General features: G+C 59.3%; 19 protein-coding genes and 1 tRNA gene. 9 read left to right on the top strand and 11 right to left on the bottom strand.

The features are described from left to right. Positions 1 to 4: 4 nt before the first annotated feature. Positions 5 to 90: transfer RNA gene (locus FQ320_RS01350), tRNA-Leu, on the top strand. Between the two features lie 164 nt (positions 91 to 254). Here FQ320_RS01350 and FQ320_RS01345 read toward each other — a convergent pair. The 4 genes from FQ320_RS01345 to pyrC form a co-directional block, all read right to left on the bottom strand. Continuing rightward, positions 255 to 1,616, bottom strand: coding sequence for an MBL fold metallo-hydrolase (locus tag FQ320_RS01345; RefSeq protein ID WP_148469251.1), 1,362 nt, complete (start codon positions 1,614 to 1,616; stop codon positions 255 to 257). Beyond that, a complete protein-coding gene (locus FQ320_RS01340; protein ID WP_148469249.1) occupies positions 1,616 to 3,118 on the bottom strand; it encodes a replicative DNA helicase in 1,503 nt (500 codons plus the stop codon). The genes FQ320_RS01345 and FQ320_RS01340 overlap by 1 nt, the downstream gene beginning before the upstream one ends. Before the next feature lie 164 nt (positions 3,119 to 3,282). Then, the gene (locus tag FQ320_RS01335) at positions 3,283 to 3,960 is read right to left on the bottom strand and encodes an orotate phosphoribosyltransferase (RefSeq protein ID WP_148469247.1); all 678 of its coding nucleotides are present in this window, start codon (positions 3,958 to 3,960) and stop codon (positions 3,283 to 3,285) included. Between the two features lie 47 nt (positions 3,961 to 4,007). Next, positions 4,008 to 5,045: a dihydroorotase gene (pyrC, locus tag FQ320_RS01330; RefSeq protein WP_148469245.1), complete on the bottom strand. Its 1,038-nt coding sequence runs from the start codon at positions 5,043 to 5,045 to the stop codon at positions 4,008 to 4,010. Positions 5,046 to 5,333: 288 nt separating this feature from the next. On the opposite strand from pyrC, the gene FQ320_RS01325 reads away from it, so the two are divergent. Together FQ320_RS01325 and FQ320_RS01320 are read left to right on the top strand one after the other, a co-directional pair. Further along, positions 5,334 to 5,735, top strand: a complete 402-nt coding sequence (locus FQ320_RS01325; protein ID WP_187393733.1) for a lysozyme inhibitor LprI family protein — start codon at positions 5,334 to 5,336, stop codon at positions 5,733 to 5,735. Positions 5,736 to 5,925: 190 nt separating this feature from the next. Then, positions 5,926 to 6,183 (top strand): hypothetical protein, encoded by a 258-nt coding sequence (locus FQ320_RS01320; protein ID WP_148469241.1) that lies wholly within the window; start codon positions 5,926 to 5,928, stop codon positions 6,181 to 6,183. 96 nt (positions 6,184 to 6,279) lie between these two features. Here FQ320_RS01320 and FQ320_RS25470 read toward each other — a convergent pair whose 3' ends face one another. From FQ320_RS25470 to FQ320_RS01295, 6 genes are all read right to left on the bottom strand, one after another. Beyond that, positions 6,280 to 6,447 carry a hypothetical protein gene (locus FQ320_RS25470; RefSeq protein ID WP_187393732.1) on the bottom strand — a complete coding sequence of 56 codons (168 nt, stop codon included), beginning with the start codon at positions 6,445 to 6,447 and terminating at the stop codon, positions 6,280 to 6,282. Positions 6,448 to 6,798: 351 nt separating this feature from the next. Further along, on the bottom strand, positions 6,799 to 7,743 hold the full coding sequence (locus tag FQ320_RS01315) for a hypothetical protein (RefSeq protein WP_148469239.1): 945 nt from the start codon (positions 7,741 to 7,743) through the stop codon (positions 6,799 to 6,801). A 172-nt stretch (positions 7,744 to 7,915) separates the two neighbouring features. After that, entirely contained in the window at positions 7,916 to 8,596 is a 681-nt protein-coding gene (locus FQ320_RS01310; protein ID WP_148469237.1) for an FkbM family methyltransferase, read from the bottom strand. Further along, positions 8,589 to 8,999 carry a hypothetical protein gene (locus tag FQ320_RS01305; RefSeq protein WP_148469235.1) on the bottom strand — a complete coding sequence of 137 codons (411 nt, stop codon included), beginning with the start codon at positions 8,997 to 8,999 and terminating at the stop codon, positions 8,589 to 8,591. The genes FQ320_RS01310 and FQ320_RS01305 overlap by 8 nt, the downstream gene beginning before the upstream one ends. Continuing rightward, complete coding sequence (locus tag FQ320_RS01300; protein ID WP_255509331.1) at positions 8,999 to 9,877, bottom strand: hypothetical protein; 879 nt, start codon at positions 9,875 to 9,877, stop codon at positions 8,999 to 9,001. Before FQ320_RS01300 ends, FQ320_RS01305 begins: the two co-directional genes overlap by 1 nt. Then, the gene (locus FQ320_RS01295) at positions 9,877 to 10,683 is read right to left on the bottom strand and encodes a hypothetical protein (RefSeq protein ID WP_148469231.1); all 807 of its coding nucleotides are present in this window, start codon (positions 10,681 to 10,683) and stop codon (positions 9,877 to 9,879) included. The genes FQ320_RS01300 and FQ320_RS01295 overlap by 1 nt, the downstream gene beginning before the upstream one ends. A gap of 205 nt (positions 10,684 to 10,888) precedes the next feature. Here FQ320_RS01295 and FQ320_RS01290 point away from each other — a divergent pair, with 205 nt between their 5' ends. Genes FQ320_RS01290 through FQ320_RS01280 form a run of 3 tightly spaced genes read left to right on the top strand, consistent with a single transcriptional unit; the run spans position 10,889 to position 14,617 of the window. Then, positions 10,889 to 12,688 (top strand): glycosyltransferase family 2 protein, encoded by a 1,800-nt coding sequence (locus FQ320_RS01290; RefSeq protein ID WP_255509330.1) that lies wholly within the window; start codon positions 10,889 to 10,891, stop codon positions 12,686 to 12,688. Further along, entirely contained in the window at positions 12,681 to 13,577 is an 897-nt protein-coding gene (locus FQ320_RS01285; protein ID WP_148469229.1) for a hypothetical protein, read from the top strand. The genes FQ320_RS01290 and FQ320_RS01285 overlap by 8 nt, the downstream gene beginning before the upstream one ends. After that, the gene (locus FQ320_RS01280; protein ID WP_148469227.1) at positions 13,574 to 14,617 is read left to right on the top strand and encodes a glycosyltransferase family 2 protein; all 1,044 of its coding nucleotides are present in this window, start codon (positions 13,574 to 13,576) and stop codon (positions 14,615 to 14,617) included. The genes FQ320_RS01285 and FQ320_RS01280 overlap by 4 nt, the downstream gene beginning before the upstream one ends. A 38-nt stretch (positions 14,618 to 14,655) precedes the next feature. Here FQ320_RS01280 and FQ320_RS01275 read toward each other — a convergent pair whose 3' ends face one another. Further along, positions 14,656 to 15,876, bottom strand: a complete 1,221-nt coding sequence (locus FQ320_RS01275) for an acyl-CoA dehydrogenase (protein ID WP_148469225.1) — start codon at positions 15,874 to 15,876, stop codon at positions 14,656 to 14,658. 121 nt (positions 15,877 to 15,997) lie between these two features. Between FQ320_RS01275 and FQ320_RS01270 the strand changes: the two genes are divergently transcribed. The 3 genes from FQ320_RS01270 to FQ320_RS01260 are packed head-to-tail and all read left to right on the top strand — an operon-like array spanning position 15,998 to position 18,679. After that, a complete protein-coding gene (locus FQ320_RS01270; RefSeq protein ID WP_148469223.1) occupies positions 15,998 to 16,909 on the top strand; it encodes a MoxR family ATPase in 912 nt (303 codons plus the stop codon). Beyond that, positions 16,906 to 17,430: a hypothetical protein gene (locus FQ320_RS01265; RefSeq protein ID WP_148469221.1), complete on the top strand. Its 525-nt coding sequence runs from the start codon at positions 16,906 to 16,908 to the stop codon at positions 17,428 to 17,430. Before FQ320_RS01270 ends, FQ320_RS01265 begins: the two co-directional genes overlap by 4 nt. Then, positions 17,423 to 18,679: a VWA domain-containing protein gene (locus FQ320_RS01260; RefSeq protein WP_148469219.1), complete on the top strand. Its 1,257-nt coding sequence runs from the start codon at positions 17,423 to 17,425 to the stop codon at positions 18,677 to 18,679. The genes FQ320_RS01265 and FQ320_RS01260 overlap by 8 nt, the downstream gene beginning before the upstream one ends. Positions 18,680 to 18,757: the final 78 nt, after the last annotated feature.

Here is an 18,757-nt window from a genome sequence, read left to right as displayed (position 1 = left end):
TCGTGCGGTCGTGGCGGAATGGTAGACGCGCAGCGTTGAGGTCGCTGTGGGGTAACACCCGTGGAAGTTCGAGTCTTCTCGACCGCACCAATTCTTGCTCAGGGGCCTTCGCGCTCTGTCTCGCCAAAACAGGATGATCATTTTACTGATCGGTCCACTTCGTGCTCCCGTCGGGATCGCGAAAATTCGCACAGCCGGCATTATCAAGAATTTGAAATGAAGGCGCTGCGGCAGAGCAGATCCCTGTGCCGCCGTCAGGCGCGGCCTTTTCCCATGCGCCGCGATACCGCGATCAGCCGTTCAAAGAAAATCCTGATGATCTTGCCGTGAAACAGCAGCCCGGGACCAAAGGCGATCCCGAGATTGTTCAGGTTCTCGATGGTCAGGCCCTTGGCCGCCTTGGCGAATCCGCCGATCTGTTGTTCTTCGAGACAGCCGTTCACCAGCAACGTATCGAATCCGAACGTGTTGGTGAACATGAACCAGAGCGATTCCGAATGCATTGACAGGTCCGCCGGTTCGTCGGTTTCGACAAATTCGGGCTTGGCGATATCCACGCGGAAGGTGCGGCCCAAATCATCCAGCCGGATGACCACCGGCTGAAACACCCGGATCGGGCTAATTCGCTGGAATAGCCGCATCATTGTGGCATTGTTGTTGGCAAACACCCGGCGCGTATAGGTGGTGAAGGACTGTTCCAAAGTGGCGACATCCTGCGTTTCAAACTTTTGCAGCGGCATGTCGGGCATCTGGGCAAAGACCGCGCGCCAAAAGGCCAAGGCGCGTTCCGTTTGCGCCGTATCAATTGCGACATCGGGGGCGCAGTCGAACACATCGCCCGGTTTCATCGGCACAATTCGGCTTTCGGCGGTGCGGAAATTTTCCATCACCACGTCAGGGGTGTTCGCCGCATCGTTCAGATAAACGTTCTTTTCGTTTGAAAACGCGACGAAACTTGCAAACGGGATGGTGACGCGCGGTTTCATGACCACCATCTGCACCGCCATATTGTCGAGCTTCTGGCGTGCGGCCTCTTCCCGCCAAGCGGTGTTTTCGGGTCCGCCTTTCCAAGCGGCATAGCTGAACTGCGTCAGCAGAATGTCGCAGGTGCCGACAGCGCGCCGGATCTCTTCGGCTCGCTGCCGGGTCGCCACAGCACAGTCATTCAGGTTGAGAATATGCGTGTCGCCCGCGCGGATCGACAACGCCGAATCATAAAACTCGTCCTTGAGACAGGTCACCGAAAACCCATCAGCCACCGTAAACGGCCGTTTGAAGTCAATTTCCTGGACTGCGATCTTCTGCCCAAGCAAAAAGTCTGCAACGCGCCTGTCGTCGATCCTTTGGAACAGCACCGGGATGCCGCGCTCGCGCAGGATATCGCCATAGCGACGAAAGAACGGCACCGAGAAGTGGTCAGGATGTTCGTGCGACAGCCAGATATGCGTCGTGCGGTCCAGAACATCGCGGATTTCCGCATCGGGCGTTTCGATCAGCAACGACCAGCCCTTGTGAAACGCCGGGCCAAAATACCACGGATCGCTGAGCAGGCCGACCGTGCCATGTCGGATCAGAACCGAGGCATGGTTCACGAATTCAATCGTCGGCGCGGTCATCAGAATGTCGTTTCTCCGGGCTGTTGTTGCCAGGGCTGCACCAGATTGCCAAAGCGTGTGAACCGGCCCTCAAAGGACAGATCCACGCTGCCGATGGGGCCGTGGCGCTGTTTGCCGATGACGACTTCGGCGCGGCCATGCAGACGCTCCATTTCATCTTGCCATGCGGCGACTTTTTCCAATTCGTTGTCGCCGGGTTTTTCGCGCTCTTTGTAATATTCCTCGCGGAAGACGAACATCACGACATCGGCGTCCTGCTCGATCGAGCCGGATTCGCGAAGGTCGGACAACTGCGGGCGTTTGTCCTCGCGGTTTTCCACCTGGCGCGAAAGCTGTGACAGGGCGATCACGGGAATGTCTAATTCCTTGGCAATCGCCTTAAGCCCCATGGTGATCTCGGAAATCTCGTTCACGCGGTTTTCGGATCGTCCGGTTCCGCGCACCAACTGCAGGTAGTCGACGAACAGCGCATCCAGCCCGTGGGTACGTTTCAACCGCCGCGCCCGCGCCGCAAGCTGTGCAATGGGCAGGGCGGGCGTGTCGTCGATGAACAGAGGACAGGCCTCAAGATCCTTTGCCGCCTGCACGAACCGGCGGAACTCGACCTCGTTCATGTCGCCCCGGCGGATCTGTTCGCTGGGCACTTCGCTGGCTTCCGACAGGATACGCGCGGCAAGCTGTTCGGCGCTCATCTCAAGCGAAAAGAACCCGACGACACCGCCGTCTATCGCGCCGTCAGACCCGTCGGGCAACTGTCCGCGCTTATAGGCTTTGGCGATGTTGAACGCGATGTTTGTGGCCAGCGATGTCTTGCCCATGGAGGGGCGCCCGGCGAGGATCAACAAGTCGGATTTGTGCAGCCCGCCCAATTTCTTGTCCAGATCAATCAGCCCGGTTGAGACGCCCGACATGCCGCCTTCGCGCTGATAGGCCGCGTTTGCCACATTAACTGCGTCGGTTACCGCTTTGAGAAAGCTCTGGAATCCCTGATTTGTCTGTCCGGCCTCGCCCAGTTTGTACAGGCGCTGTTCGGCTTCGACGATCTGTTCCCTCGGTTCGGAATCGACATCGACCTTGGCGGCCCTGTCGCTGATGTCGCGCCCCAGCGCGATCAATTCGCGCCGGATCGCCAGATCGTGGATCATCTGTGCATAGTCACGCGCCGCAAATGACGAAATCGCCGCGCCGGCCAATCGCATCAGATAGGACGGACCGCCCAGTTCTTTCAGTCCTGCGTCGTCTTCAAGGAAGGCTTTGAGCGTGACCGGGCTGGCCAGTGCGTTCTTGGCGATACGCGCCGCCGCCACCTCATAGATGCGGGCGTGAACCGGATCATAGAAATGCGAGTCGTTGATGATGCTGGCAACGCGGTCAAAAATGTCGTTGTTGGTCAGGATCGCGCCCAGCAACTGCTGTTCGGCCTCGATATTGTGAGGCAGCAGATCCTGCATCTCGCCGTGTTTGTCTAACTGTCCGCTGCGGATCGTTGCGATCTCGTTCATCTTTGTCCCCGAATCTGCCCGGCCTCATGCCTTGGCTGTCATACGATTGCCCGCGCGTTGCTGGCAAATTGTATGTTTTGTGTATAACCTGCGGACGTACCGCATATTGCGCTGTGCGGGGTGGGTGGGTCAACATCTGGCTTTGCCAGCTGTTCAGTCGGCGGTCAGTCGCCGCGTGCTGCCTGCCAGGCCCGGGGCGCACGCAGGAAAGATTCAACCTCGCGCAGGGTTTCCACGTCAAAGGCTTCGCGTGTTCGCGCCTCGGCCAGAACATCCCACCAGGTACAAAGATGGTGCAGTTTCACGCCATGGCCGTGCAGGGTTTCCAGCGTGCCGGGGAAGATACCGTAATAGAAGATCACCGCAGTATTGCCGCAGGTTGCCCCGGTTTCACGAATCGCATCGACGAATGACAGCTTGCTGCCCCCATCGGTCGCCAGATCCTCGACCAGCAGCACCCGCTGACCCTCGGACATCACGCCCTCGATCCGTGCATTGCGCCCGTAACCTTTGGGTTTCTTGCGAACATAGGTCATCGGCAGCGCCATCCGCTCTGCCACAAGGGCGCCGAACGGAATTCCGGCAGTTTCGCCGCCCGCGATATTGTCGAACGCCTCCAGCCCCGCTTCGCGCATGACGGTGACGGTCAGGAAATCCATCAGCACCGACCGGATCCGCGGAAACGAGATCAGCTTGCGACAGTCGATATAGACCGGCGCTTTCAGGCCTGAGGCAAAGGTAAACGGTTCGGCGGCGTTGAAATGCACGGCCTGAATATCCAGAAGCATGCCGGCCGTCAGCCGTGCCATATCGTCCTTGGCTGGAAATCCACTGGGAATCATCGCGCCGTACCTTTCATCTTTGGTCTAAATTTTCCCCGTCGGGGGCGTCAGTCCTCGACACGCCAGTGCAGCGGCATATCCGGATCAAAAACGGTGACGAAGTCGTCGCCCGCCGCGATCGACGCCGGATACGTCACCGGATCGCCCTTGACCAGCGTCAGTGTGCCCGCATTCGGCGGCAGACGATAGAACGCCGCGCCATATACCGAGATGAACCCCTCAAGCCGGTCCAGCGCATCTTCGGACTCGAACAATTCGGCAAGGACCGACATTGTATTGGTCGCAGTGAAACAGCCCGCACAGCCACATGGCAACAGTTTTGCAGCATCCGCGTGTGGCGCGCTGTCGGTCCCGAGAAAGAATGCGGCCTCGCCCGAGATGGCGGCGCTGACCAGAGCCAGCCGGTGAGTTTCCCGTTTCGCCACGGGCAGGCAATAATAATGTGGCTTTATGCCCCCGGCCAGGATGTGATTGCGGTTGATGACCAGATGGTGCGTCGTGATCGTTGCGGCCAGATCTTCCCCCCCGTCGCGCACATAGGCTACGGCGTCGGATGTCGTGATATGTTCCATCACCACGCGCAGACCGGGAACATCGCGGCGGATCGGATCAAGCACGCGGTCGATGAAAACGGCTTCGCGGTCGAAGATGTCCACGGTGGGATCCGTCACCTCGCCGTGCACACAGAGGGGCAGGCCGATCCGGGCCATTTCCTCGAGTACCGGTTTCACCTTGGTGAAATCCGCAACGCCGCTGGCCGAATTTGTCGTCGCGCCCGCCGGATACAGTTTGACCGCAGTGATCAGCCCGGACTCGAACGCCGCGCGCATGTCATGCACATCGGTGTCTTCGGTCAGGTACAGCGTCATCAGAGGGCGAAAATCCGACCCCTGCGGTTTGGCCGCAAGAATGCGGTCACGGTATGCAGTGGCCTCGCGCCCGGTGACCACGGGGGGCACAAGATTGGGCATCACCAGAGCGCGGCTAAAATGCCGCGCGGTTTCGGGCAACACCGCGCGCAGCATTTCGCCATCGCGCAGGTGCAGGTGCATGTCGTCGGGGCGGCGTATTGTCAGCTTGTCCATGGCGCAGTCCGTACTGTGAACCGCGCATGGTTTCCAGTGGGCAATTCATCTGCCGATGCTCGGATATGAAACAGTGCGCTTGTCGTCGGTCATATTGCAACCGGGCGGTGGGCGTCGATCGGTGCCGTGATTGCAGTCCGTGCGGCTGTTCCTTTTGCCCGGATTTGTTAAGATCAACGGCATTGGCAAGGGGCATGGCCCGGGCCTCAAATGGCGAATCGTGCTGTCCGCCGGTCTGGCGTCATAGGGCCGAAATAGCACCTGTCGCGCCTTGGATGGAGACGGATGATGCGATTCATGCTTTGTGTTCTGGCAATCTTGCCCCTGCCGCTTATGGCTCAGACCACCGCCCAATCCGCGCAGTTCGTTGATTGTGCGCGGGCCCAAACGCAGGTGGATCTCAACTTTTGTGCCGCGCAGGATTGGCGTGAAGCCGATGTCATGCTGAACGATCTCTGGCCGCTGGCGATGAATATGGCGCGCAGTCTGGGCAGTACAAATGGCATTGCGGCGTCTGATCTGTTGCGCGACGCCCAGCGCGCCTGGATCGTATATCGCGATGCCGCTTGTGCAGCCGAATCGCAGTTGGTCGCGGGCGGTTCGATGATGGGGCAGGTTGCCGGTGAATGTCTGGCGCGGATAACCCGCGCACGGTCCGCCGAACTGCGCCTGTTTCTGCCTGACCGCTGAAACCCCCCGGTCTCAACCGGATATACGGCCACAAACACGGCTGATTGACCGCGCGTTTTTCCGGCATCGTTTGCCTGCCCTGCGTTTGCTGCATTGCAGCATTGCATAATCAAGCCTGCAAGAGGCTACCACTTGGCCCTATCTAGGAGGCAACGAGCAAAGACAGACCAAAGCGCGAAAAGGCAAAAAAATGACTACGGTACAGACGAATACGCATTCTCCGAACGCCACGTTCCACGTTGAGGCCGGAGCGGCCCGGCGTGTTGCAGCATGGTTCATGATGATAGTTACCGCCTATGGAAAGGCGAATATTGCGGCGCGCGAATTCGATATACGCCAGACTCGCATTGCCAAGCTGGAAGCCGCAAGTGACAGCGAACTGGCCAAACTGGGAATCACGCGGGACCGGATCCTGCATCATGTCTATCGCGATCTTCTGGCGAGCTGACCCTGCGCCGCCATTACTTCTGACGATGTGATTTCCATCCGCTACAATCTGTGAACCGCCGCTGCGGAACGCGCGCGGCGGTTCACTGTTAATGGATCAGTTCACGGGCTGGCCGATAATCACCGTGCGACCGCCGATTTGCTGAATCGAGACGCCGGGGATTTTTGCGGCTTCGACAGCCATCGCGCTGCGCGACACGCTGGCCCCCGAGGTTTCTGCACAGGCGGCCAAAGCGAGTAGGCCAAGCGGTATAAGTTTCTTCATTATCGGTCCTTCGGTTTTCAATTTTCGGGTCTGGGTGGATAGAACGTCGTCTGTCCAAGGCGTATTGCAGGAACAGGGCCGAGAAGTGTCGCGAACGCGCAAAAACTGTTGTTTAAGCGGAGGATTGTATGTTTTCCGGTGACGGGTGCGCGGTTCGGCGCTGTTGCTTTGGCGGGTGCAGTCGGTGGCAAAACACCGCCGCCGCGATGGGCTGAAACGACGGCAGCCCGCCTGTTTTCGCACCACCCGATCAGGCGGACAAAAACCGGCAGACAGAATCATGTGCGCAGAATGAGGCGGGTAGAATCGGGCGGGCAGAATCAGGTAGGTCGGAGGGATATCTGCTTTCGACTAACCGCGCTTTTCGGGAATTGAAACTCCCTTGGCCGCCAATTCGTCCTTGATCTGTTCAAAGCGTTTGGTGAACCGATGCCGTCCCGTGCGCTGCGCCACGTTGCGCACCGCCAACGCCTCAAGAACGGGGCGGTCGGCGTCGATCAGGCGACCGATCAGACGGCGCAACCAGGCCGGATTGTCGCGCCGGGCGCGCAGGGCGCGATAGAACGACGTTTCTTCCAGATCACCGTCCAGGGCACGCACGACCAATTCTTCAAGCAGTCCCAACTCGCTCAGGCCGTCCTCGATCCGTGATCCCATGTGGCGACACAGCAGGGGCGTTACAGTGGGTGCGGCCAAAGCGGCGGCATGGGCCCTGTCGGCGGCATCAGCCGGATCGTGCAACAGCAGCGCCGACTTGACCACCGACAGATTATCGGGCGTGGGAGCATAGCGGGCGCTGAAATCGATGTTTGCGGGGGGCTGGAACCGGTCATCCTGCGGCGCGCCCGGAATGCCAAAGCCGAAATGCGGCGCAAGCGCCATGACCCGCGAGCCGGGCGCGGTGAGCGCAAAGGACATTGCGGCGTGCCCGGCCGCCCCCTGACCATAGAACAGCACATCATCAAACTGGTCCAGAAGCGTACCGTCGACCAGGGCATCGAAGAACTGAATCACCTCGGGTGCGCGAAACCACGTCAAACCCCGGGAGACCAACGTCAGCGACGACCAATTCATGTCCTCGGCCAGATCCGCGAACCGCGACATGCGTGATTCCAGCGGCTGATTCCCTGATTCGATTTCGAAACTGATGATCATGGCGGCACCGCGCCGCTTGAACCGGATAAAATGGTCGGCGTTCAGCGGATAGGCGAATTCACCCAGCGATGTGATGTCCATATCATCGTCATCATCCTCGTCGTCGAATTCGCCGGGCGCGATCTTGTCCATGGCTTTCATCGTTGCTGCACCTTTCTGGCCGTCCCCGGGTCACATCGCTCGTCGTAACCTTAACCGTGTGATTAGACAGGATTTGTGCAAGATTATGGTTTTTTCGCGAACTGTTGAAAGAAACCGACTGCACCGGCGGATCATGGCCGAACCTGGGTGCGCAATCGGCGGAAAATCGGTGTTAAATCCAGTCGAGATTCACATGGGTCGGTGAAAACCGCTCGCTCACCGCTGTGCGCAGGGCGTGAAACCGCGGGCGCAGATCGCGGAATTTACGTTCATGAGTTTCCGCGACCAGTGTTCGCACCTGCCCGAACAGATCACGCGCCAACATGGTTTCAAGGATGTCGAGCTCGGCGCCTTCGATGTCCATTTTGACGAAGGCGACAGGTCCGTATTCGTCCAGCAGATCGGGAAATGACAATGCCTGAACCTCGATCGCGCTGTCCCCGTTGATCTGCCGTCCACCCTCCAGAATCGTCGATTTGACCGAGGCTCCTTCGGGGTTTGCATCGAAATTCTCGGCCCGCATCAGCCGCACGGTGCCGGGCAGGGCGGCGACGGCGGCGTTGAACAGGGTGACATTTGGGACGTCGGCGAATCGCGCCGTCAACCGTTCGAATGCAAAGGGATCGGGTTCATAGGCCAGAACATTTGCCCCAGTCGCGGCCAGTTGCGCGGTCACGACGCCCATGTTGGCGCCGCAATCCATCACCGTGTCACCCGGGCGCAACTGTGCGCAGATGCCCGAGAGGAAACCTTCGGCCCAGGCCTTCCGCATATTGCGTTTTTGCCTGCGGATGAGCTTTTCCGCTCGCAATTCGACCTTTGATTTCTGTGGAATATCGGGTGTGTCAGACATAGTGTCCCTGTATCGGTGGTGCATAGGCGGGCGCGTTTAACGGTTTGCCGCAGGCATATAGCAGCATTTGCGGTACCTCGAGAAACCTCTCGCCGCCGCATGGTTGGCCGGTTGGGTCGGCGACGGTGACGGATTTGCGCGCGATCACCGATAACTCGATCATCTCGCATGATGAAAGTATCGCCCAAAAATGATGGGTCCGGCCCGCGTTAACTCCTTGTTTCTGGGTGATATCCTCGCGCGGCAGGATGTGGTCACTGGCGTTCAGCAGGGACAGAAACCGTGTCTTCCGCCGCTCAGGCTTGTGGATCTTCAGCCGCCCGAGGATCAGACCGTTCCTTGCGCCACGGGCGTTCCCGGCATGACGGGCCATTACCAGACCGGGGATCAGCGAAATCCCCATCAGCCTACTTTTTTCCGCAGGTTGCCTTCGGTCAGGCGGCGCACAAAGGGTACGCCCGTTTTGTCCTGCAACATTGCGCGTGCGGTCCCGAGAAGGCCGGATTCCTTCAACACCCCGTTGTGGCGGTAATGCACGGTATAAACCTTGGGCTCGTCGGGCAGGGGTTGGCCGCGCAGCTTGCCTCCCATGATGAAATGTTGCTGTTCGGGCAGGATATTCCAGTTCAGACCAGCGCGGCGAATGGCCAGAGGCAGGCTCATCTGATCGAGGTAGGGGCGGCGATTGTCGAGCGTTTCGATCCGGTCGATGATGCGGGCCGTGTCGTACCAGATGTCGGGAAACCGCTGCGGGCCGGATTCGGGAAACACCACCAGCCCGGCGCTGAAATACGGGATCACCGGGCCGACCGGGCGGCGCATATATTCAATCCGTTCCTCGGGGATTGGCAGGTCGAAGGCGGCATGGATCGGCCCCCAGATTTCCTGCCCCGCCCAAGTCATCGAGGCGGCGACCGAACAGGACACATGCCCGTCCCTCACCAGATTGTCGGGGCTGTTTTCAGCCAGGAACAGTACGTCGGAATCCACAAACGCCGAAAATTCGGTATCGCGCGGCTGCATCGCGGCGATAATCTTGTTTCCGTGGGGATATTCGGTGTCCCACATGCCCTGTGTTCGCATCGGACGGATTTCGGCCCCCAGCATTTCGTGTGCCTTGAACACGGCTGGGTGCAGTTCGTCCATCCGGTGTTCGGGGCAATATCCCACCGCCGCCACGTCATCGCCAAACTGCGTGCGGATGCTGGCCAGCAGGGTGCAGGCGAAAATCTGATACTCAGGCGGTTCGACGATATAGACGAAGGTCAGGCGTGGTTTCATCAATCTTCCAGCGCCTGTTTCGGATCCACACCGATCTGCTTGCACATCCTCCATGCGTATGAATTCTTCAGCGGCGCATTCTTGCGCCACCAGGGCCGGGTGCCGTTGGTATAAAGATGAACCGACAGGGTATCGTCGGTGAACCAGCCCTCTACGTTGCCATGCGGATCAAAGAACACATCGTTCAACTGAAACGGCACGGGATACAGCACGTCCGGAGTCATCGCGCGGGCGTAATCGCCAGTCTGTTGTGCAAACCAGGTGAACGCCTGCGGGCCAAAAGCGGTGCGTTCGGCGCGGTAAATTCTGACAGCGTGCGGCAGGGATTCATCCTGCCGCGCCAGCCTGCGTTTCTGGCGGTCATTAAACCATGGCGGAGCAGGCGGCAGGTTGTCGTAATAGTCCAGCAACGCTTCGATCAACGCCCCCGTTTGCGGAATCTTGACCACACCGCAGTTCAGCGCGCCGCGCATTCCGTGCCCGGCATAGATGTGTTCGATCTCGTCAGGAAACGGTCTGTGACAGAATGCATCGCAATCGATCCATATTTCATCGGTCTTCTGAATCATCCGATAGCGAAACACGTTGGACAGGAACGAAGCGCTGGTCTCAGCTACAATATCCATCGGAATCGTCATGATGTCTGTCGCGGGTCGCACCGTTACCCCATCGGGCACATTGCTGACTTTATCGGTGCAATACAGCGTCGTCGGGTGCCCCTGCTGCACATGGGACATCAGGCATAACTGATTGATGTATTGTAGTTTATCGCCAATCCAAAGTGACGCGACGGGTCGCCTGTCCATGCCTGCCTCAAGTTCTACGCATAGTGAAGCGGAAATAATTTCGCAACATTACCCGTGTTTTTACCATTTTCGACACATGACAGAGCCGATTCGCCCTGTCCAGATCGCCGCAGTTGTGCGGGTGACTGACCACGGGGTATAATTCAGAAAAGTGAAGATTTCGCGGCGAAGATCGGGAAAATCAAAAATACTCGGGGCAGGGCAAGTGAACGCAAACCGGAAGATAAGTGACACCGGGCAAAAGCCGGGTATTCCGCAGAAAAACGTCAGCCGCCATGGCAAACTGACGGCCGTCTCGATGATGAAGGACGAAGGGCCGTACCTTCTGGAATGGGTCGCCCATCACATCGCCGTCGGATTTACCGATCTGGTGGTCTATACGAATGATTGTAGCGATGGCACCGACGACATGCTGATCCGGCTGCAGGAATTGGGGCTGGTGCAGCATCGCCGCAACGATATTCCCGAGGGGATGAAACCCCAGCCATCGGCGCTGAAATATGCGCAAAACGAACCCGAGGTCGGCAACAGCGACTGGATCATGGTGTTCGATGCCGACGAATTTCTGTGCATCCGCCCGGGTGGCGGCACGCTCGACACCTTGATCGACGGGATCAAGGCCGCGGGGGCCAACGGCATGGTCATCACCTGGCGGATTTTCGGTTCGGGCGGGGTGGTCAACTGGTCGCGCGATCCGGTCAGCGAGCAATATCTGATGGCCGCGCCGCAGATGTGGAACAAGGGCTGGGGGGTCAAAACGCTGTTTCAGTTCGATCCCGACAAGTGGAACCTTGGCATTCACCGCCCCAAGTTGAAAAACAAGGTTCTCGACACCGGATTTCCCGAGACCGTCATATGGCTGAACGGGTCAGGTCGCGAGATGGAGGAATATTTCAAGTTTCGCGGCTGGCGCTCGATCGTGCGGACCATCGGGTATGACTGGGCGCAGATCAATCATTACGCTGTGAAATCAGTGGATTCCTATGCGATCCGCAAGTTTCGCGGCAACGTCAACAACAAGGCCGACAAGTACAACGATGACTATTGGTCACTGCAGGATCGCAATGAAGTGCGTGACGACACCATGCTGCGATATTCGGCGCGGCGGAGTGAGATTGTGGCGGGATTGTTGAGTGACCAAGCCCTGAACCGGCTGCACTTTGCGGCACTTGAGCGGGCCGAGGCGCGGCTGAAAAGCTTTAAGTCCACATCGGAATATGCGGAATTCGCTCAGAAACTTTCCATCGCCTCCGCAGTGCCTATCTCACAGGTCGAGGCAAAACCGCCCAAGGCGCGCGACCCCGCCGGAATCGCCACAAAGATGGGCGATGTCGAAAAACGGACCGGTGACAAGCGCCTGCAACAACAGGCGAAACCGCCGCAGGACCGCGTGGTATTGCCTCTCGACAATCTGGTACGGGGTGCGGTCGATACCTCTGCGGAGGTGCCGCTTGAATGGCACGCGAACCACGCTCTGAGCCTGCCCGCCGATCCGCGCATTTTCACGCCGCCCGCATTACTGAGCATCGAGGCAGGCAAATACGACCGGAATCTGGCGCGCAATGCTGCGGCGCTGCTCGGGCGCGGGGCACGGTATCTTGAACTGGGCGCGACCACGGGGTTTCTGGCCGGGCAAGTGATGCGCGTCCGCCCCGATGCTGAGATCACACTGGTGCAGAGCGATCCGGGCTGGCAGGATGCAGTGCGGATGATCCTGCGCTACAATGGCATTGAGTTACCGGTACAGGGAGGCATTGCCGACATGGCTGCCATCCGTCCCGATCTGTTGGTGATCGGCGATGCGGCGATCACCCCAGATCACTTGAAGAACATCATGCAAGCTCATATTCCACATACCATTATTCTGACCGGACTGTTGTGGAGCGAACGGCACAGTGAGCTTGATGCCTTTGCCCGGGTCGCGGCGGATGCGGGTCTGACGCTGCGCCTGCCACTTGATCCGCAACTGTCGGCGGCATTCAGGGCGGGGTTTGACGATGCGTGATCCGGTTTCGGTCTTCTTTATCGCCGAGGGCGACCATTTGACGGCGCAGGCGCTCCTGCTTGCGGCCAGCCTTCGGTTTCACAATGGCCCCGAACCGCGCCTCATCGCTTATGTCCCCGAGGGATCCGATCCAGTGCCCGATCCCGCCCGCGCGGCCTTTGATGTCTTGGCGGTCGATCTGCGCCCTCTGCCAATCGAGAATGGATTCTGGAAATCCGGATATCCCCATGGAAACAAACTGTTTGCCTGTGCTGCGCCACGCGATCCGGGGCTGCAAATATTCATGGACAGCGATATGGTCTGTGTTGCGTCGTTGTCCTTTGGCGATCTCGCGCCGTTTGGAAGTGTTGCCGTGGTGCCCGAGGGCACGCCGACATGGGGCAAGACAGGGGATCGGTGGGCGCGGCTCTATGCCCATTTCGACCTGCCGCTGCCCGAAGATCGCGTGCATCTGGTGCGGCGGCGCAGAATCGAATTCCTGCCTTATTTCAATGCCGGATTCGTCGCCTTTCGCACCGGTGCCGGGCAGGAGGAAAGGCGGTTTCCCGACCTTTGGCTTGAGACAGCGCGGGAAATCGACTGGAATGCGCCGGTCGGATCGAAACGCCCGTGGCTTGACCAGATCTCCCTGCCAGTCACCCTGAAACGGTTTGGTTTAGAGTATCAATCATTGCCTGATGTCTGGAATTTCTCGATCTCGGATCGGGCGTTCGAACCCGACGCCAGACCGCGCGTCATCCACTATCATTCATTCCGTTTCGCATCTGTCTGGCCACAGGTGCGCGCCGAAATCGCGCGGATGTCGCATCGGTTGGGGCCCGCTTTGATGGCCGATCTCACACCGCTTTATGGCGGTCACTGGTATCGCCTCCCCGAGCCTGCAGCGTGACGCCACGCATTCTGATTGTTGCGACCATGCGCGATGAAGCTCCGCATCTGGTGGAATGGGTGGCCCATAATCGCGCTGCCGGGGCCGATGATATCCTTGTCTTTTCAAATGATTGCACAGACGGAACCGATGATCTTCTGGATGCGATGCAGGCGGTCGGCGCGCTGACCCATGTGCGCAACGCTGTTCCGGAAGGTCGCACGCCGCAATGGGCGGCACTGAAACAGGCGGCGGATCATCCTCTGACGCGCCGTGCCGATTGGATCGCGGTTCTGGACGCGGATGAATTCGTCAACCTGCGCGCGCCGCTGACCACGTTGCACGATTTGGTCACGGCCATCCCGGGGGCTGATGCCGTGGTGTTGCCATGGCGGTTGTTTGGCAATGCCGGCCATGTGGAGCGCCCGCAGGCCTTGACCATCGATGCCTATACCCGGGCGATTGCGCCAGATGCGCTCTATCCGCCATTATCACGTTTTTTCAAGACGTTGTACCGCAAAGCTGTGATGCAAAAGCCAGGTGTGCACCGACCTAAGCAAAGGGCCGGTCCGCCCCCCGTTTGGGTCGATGGATCGGGTCGCGCACTGCCTGCGGCTTTGGCGGCTGACGACACGCGCATTCTTTATTGGGGTGCACCTCTGGCGACGGATGTGGTGCAGTTGAACCATTATTCCGTCCGCTCGGCACAGGATTTTCTGTTGAAGCGCGGGCGGGGCCTGCCCAATCATACGGAAAAAGGGATTGATCTGACCTATTGGGTCGAGCGGAATTTCAACACCGTGGCTGACGACAGTATCACACGCATGGCCCTGGCAACCCGTGCCGAATACGCAAGGCTGCTGGCGATGCCTGAGGTGGGGCGGGCGCAGGCGAGGTCGGATGTTCTGACCCGCGCGACGCTTGCCCGCATGCTGAACGATCCGGAAACCGTGCAGCTCTACGGGCGGTTGTGTCTCTCCAATGGCAGCGAACCGCCGGATGCTGCCCTGTCGCAGCATTTGGTCCGTCTGTACCGGACTGCAACAGGCGGGCAAAGTTGATGTGATCTATCAACTTTGCCCGGCACATGACTGTTAAGTCAAAAGAAAGCCTGTAAACCTGTCTGCGCCCGCCCAAGGATCAGCGCGTGCACATCATGGGTGCCTTCATAGGTGTTGACGGTCTCAAGGTTCACCATATGGCGGATCACCTGATATTCCTCGGAAATGCCGTTGCCACCGTGCATGTCACGCGCCATCCGGGCGATATCCAGCGCCTTGCCACAGTTGTTGCGCTTGAGCATCGAGACCATCTCAGGCGCTGCGCGGCCCTGATCCATCAACCGGCCCAGACGCAACGATCCTTGCAGCCCCAGTGTGATCTCGGTCTGCATGTCCGCCAGTTTCTTCTGGAAAAGCTGCGTTTGCGCCAGTGGTTTGCCAAACTGTTTGCGGTCCAGCCCGTATTGCCGCGCGCCGTGCCAGCAGAATTCGGCAGCACCCATGACGCCCCATGAAATGCCGTAACGCGCCCGGTTCAGACAGCCAAACGGACCTTTCAGCCCTTCGACGTTGGGCAAAAGCGCATCTTCGCCCACCTCGACACCGTCCATCACGATTTCGCCTGTGGTGCTGGCCCGCAGGGACAGTTTGCCGCCGATCTTGGGTGCACTCAGCCCTTTCATCCCTTTCTCAAGGATGAACCCGCGGATCTTGCCGCCATGGGCCTCGGATTTCGCCCAGACGACAAAGACATCGGCAAACGGGCTGTTGGAGATCCACATCTTCGAGCCGGAAATCACATATCCGGCGCCCGATTTCTTTGCCACGGTTTTCATCCCGCCCGGGTCGGATCCGGCATCGGGTTCGGTCAGCCCAAAGCAGCCAATCAATTCACCCGAGCACAGGCCCGGCAAGTACTTGCGACGCTGTTCTTCCGAGCCGTAGGCATAGATCGGATAGATCACCAACGACGACTGGACCGACATCATCGAGCGGTATCCGGAATCGACACGCTCCACTTCCCGCGCAATCAACCCATAGGTGACATATCCCGCGCCAAGCCCGCCGTATTCTTCGGGCAGGGTGGCCCCCAGCAGTCCGGCATCGCCCATCTGGCGGAACAGGTCCGGATCGGACAACTCCTCGCGGTAAGCGGCGACCACCTTGGGTTGCAGCACGTCCTGCGAAAACGCGCGGGCTGCGTCGCGCAACATCCGCTCGTCCTCGTCCAGCTGATCGTCGAGCAACAGCGCGTCGTCCCAGGTGAAACTTGCCATCTCGGGCGCATCTTTGGCGGAAATCGGGGGGGTGGCGTTCATCGCAGTTGCTCCTGTGCCGGTTGAATCTGGTCTACGCCGGTCCGGGCGAAAGGGCAATTACCGCGCGCCCTTGACGTGCCCGTCCGCAGATGCAGCATTGCAGCGCAGGCAGGGAGTGAAGATGGCAAACGTACCGGACAGTATCGATGGGGTTCAAACCCTTCTTGCGGCGCAGAATTATGTCTGTGACCGACCCCTTGCCGTTATAACTTTTCTGGCGCTGAAACTGGGGCGACCGCTGTTTCTGGAGGGCGAGGCAGGCGTCGGCAAGACCGAAATCGCCAAGGCCATCGCGGCGGGCTTGGGGCGCGATCTGATCCGCCTGCAATGTTACGAGGGGCTGGATGCCGCCAGCGCGGTATATGAGTGGAATTTTGCCGAACAGATGATCGCCATCCGCACCGCCGAAGCCACCGGGGGCGCCGATCGTACCGCCCTGAAAACCGAGCTGTTTTCCGAGGAATATCTGATTGCCCGCCCGCTGCTTCAGGCGATGCGGCCGCACCCGAACGGCCCACCCGTCCTGCTGATCGATGAGTTGGACCGCACCGATGAACCGTTCGAGGCTTTCCTGCTCGAAGCGCTGTCGGATTTCGCCGTTACGATCCCCGAATTGGGGCGGATCGCCGCCCCCGAACCGCCGATTGTGATCCTGACGTCGAACCGCACGCGCGAGGTTCACGATGCCCTGAAACGCCGCTGTCTTTACCACTGGGTCGATTATCCGACGTTTGATCGCGAAATGGCGATCCTGAACGCCCGCGCACCCGAGGCGTCAGAAACGCTCAGCCGGGAAATCGTCGCCTTCATTCAGGCCCTGCGCACCGAAGATCTGTTCAAGAAACCCGGCGTTGCCGAAACCATCGACTGGGCCAAATGCCTGTTGGCGCTGGACACGATCGAGCTGTCGCCGCAAGTGATCGCCGACACTCTGGGCGCAATTTTGAAGTATCAGGATGACATCCAGAAACTTCAGGGCTCCGAGGCCGCGCGCCTGCTTGACGCCATCCGTGCCACGCCTGTGGCGGGATGAATTTTTTAGGTGAACAGGCAATCTCGGGCGCCACGCGTGCGACCGGACGCACGACGCTCGTTTTTTCAGGCACACTCGTCTTTGGAGCTTTGGGTTGGATTCAGCTTGCTGAAACATCGATCATTGGGCTGAAGTTTGAACAGGGGAAGTTTTTACCGGTGCTTGCCGTCCTCGTCGTGATTTCGGCAATCGCGCACTTCGTTCAATGGTATTCTGATCTGGCTTCCTATCGTGGTTGGAACATCCATGGTCAGAGTAAGTGGGCGGGTCGAGCTAGCGCGGCGCACAATAAAAGATTTCATGGTCTCGTGGAAGACTTGATAAGCGCTGTAGAGGAACTCGGACAAGACGAGTATGCGATTGAAGATATGGTTTCGCAGATACTTCCCGAGCTGAAGCTATTTAATACCAGCCTCCGCAACTACGGAAGATTTGCGGAACTATACGTTTACGGCTGGCATTTCGCTGTACCCATCCTTGCGGCACTCATTGCGTTAGGGATGTACTTTCACAATGGCTGATCTGCCCGCGCTGGACCTGCCCGATAATCCGCGTCTGACGCGCAATATCACATGGTTTGCCCGGGCGTTGCGCGCGGCGGGTCTGCCGATCGGGACGGGGCGGGTGCTGGATGCGATCCGCGCTGTTGCCGCTGCCGGGTTCAGCGACCGGCGGGATTTTTATTGGACGTTGCACGCCTGTTTCGTCAGCCGACCGGAACATCGCGTCGTGTTCGATCAGATCTTCCGGCTGTACTGGCGCGATCCGCGATACCTTGAACATATGATGTCACTGCTGGCCCCGGCGATCCGGGGTGTGCAGGAAGAACGGCTTGCGAAACCGGGGGAAAAGCGCGCCGCCGAATCCCTGCTTGATGGGGTGGATCGCGCGCTTCCCGATATGCCCGAACAGGACGGCAGCGAGATCGAGATTGATGCCACCCGGACCACGACATCGCAGGAGCGGTTGCGCAATCTTGACTTTGAACAGATGTCGAATGCCGAAATGGCCGAGGCAAAACGCATGCTGGCGCGTCTGCGACTGCCGGTGAAACCGATCGTCAGCCGCCGCACTCTTGCCGATAATTCAGGGCGCCTGCCGGACGGGCGCGCGACCCTGCGCGCGGCAATGCGCCGTGGTGGTGAAATCAGCCAGATCGCCAAACGGTCGCGCCGCGAACGATTCCCCAACCTTGTCGCGCTCTGCGATATCTCGGGGTCGATGAGCCATTATTCCCGCGCTGTGCTGCATTTTCTGCATGCGGTCAGCAATCAGCAGGGCGCGGGCTGGGCAAAGGTGCATGCCTTTACCTTTGGCACCCGGCTGACCAACATCACCCGCCATATGGCGCGGCGCGATGTGGATGCGGCCCTTGCGGCGGCGGGGGCGGAGGCGCAGGATTGGGAGGGCGGCACGCGGATTGGTGCCTGTCTGCGAGAGTTCAACCGCGACTGGTCGCGCCGGGTGCTGGGGCAGGGCGCTGTTGTGCTGCTGATCACCGACGGGCTTGAGCGGGATGATCCCGAGACCCTGCGCCGTGAAACGGAGCGGTTGCATCTTTCGGCGCGACAGTTGATCTGGCTGAACCCGTTGTTGCGCTGGGATGGGTTTGCGGCCCGCGCGCAGGGGGTGCAGGCGATTCTGCCCCATGTGGACACGCTGCGCGCAGGACACTCGATTGCAACGCTGGAAGGCTTGGCGCAGGCCCTGTCGCATCCCGGTGACAATGGCGAAAAGGCGCGACTTCTTGCCGGTATCGCGAATAGGTGATTCAAAGAAGTGAACTTTCCGGCGCGCCGCGTGTTGTCGGCGCAAGCCACAGTTTTCAAAGTGACATCAAAGGAATCG

Origin of the sequence: Oceaniovalibus sp. ACAM 378 (assembly GCF_008085915.1) — a bacterium.
In the GTDB taxonomy this organism is placed as follows: Bacteria; Pseudomonadota; Alphaproteobacteria; order Rhodobacterales; family Rhodobacteraceae; genus Oceaniglobus.
Note: the sequence above shows the minus strand (reverse complement) of the source record. Positions and strands in the feature narration are given on the sequence as shown.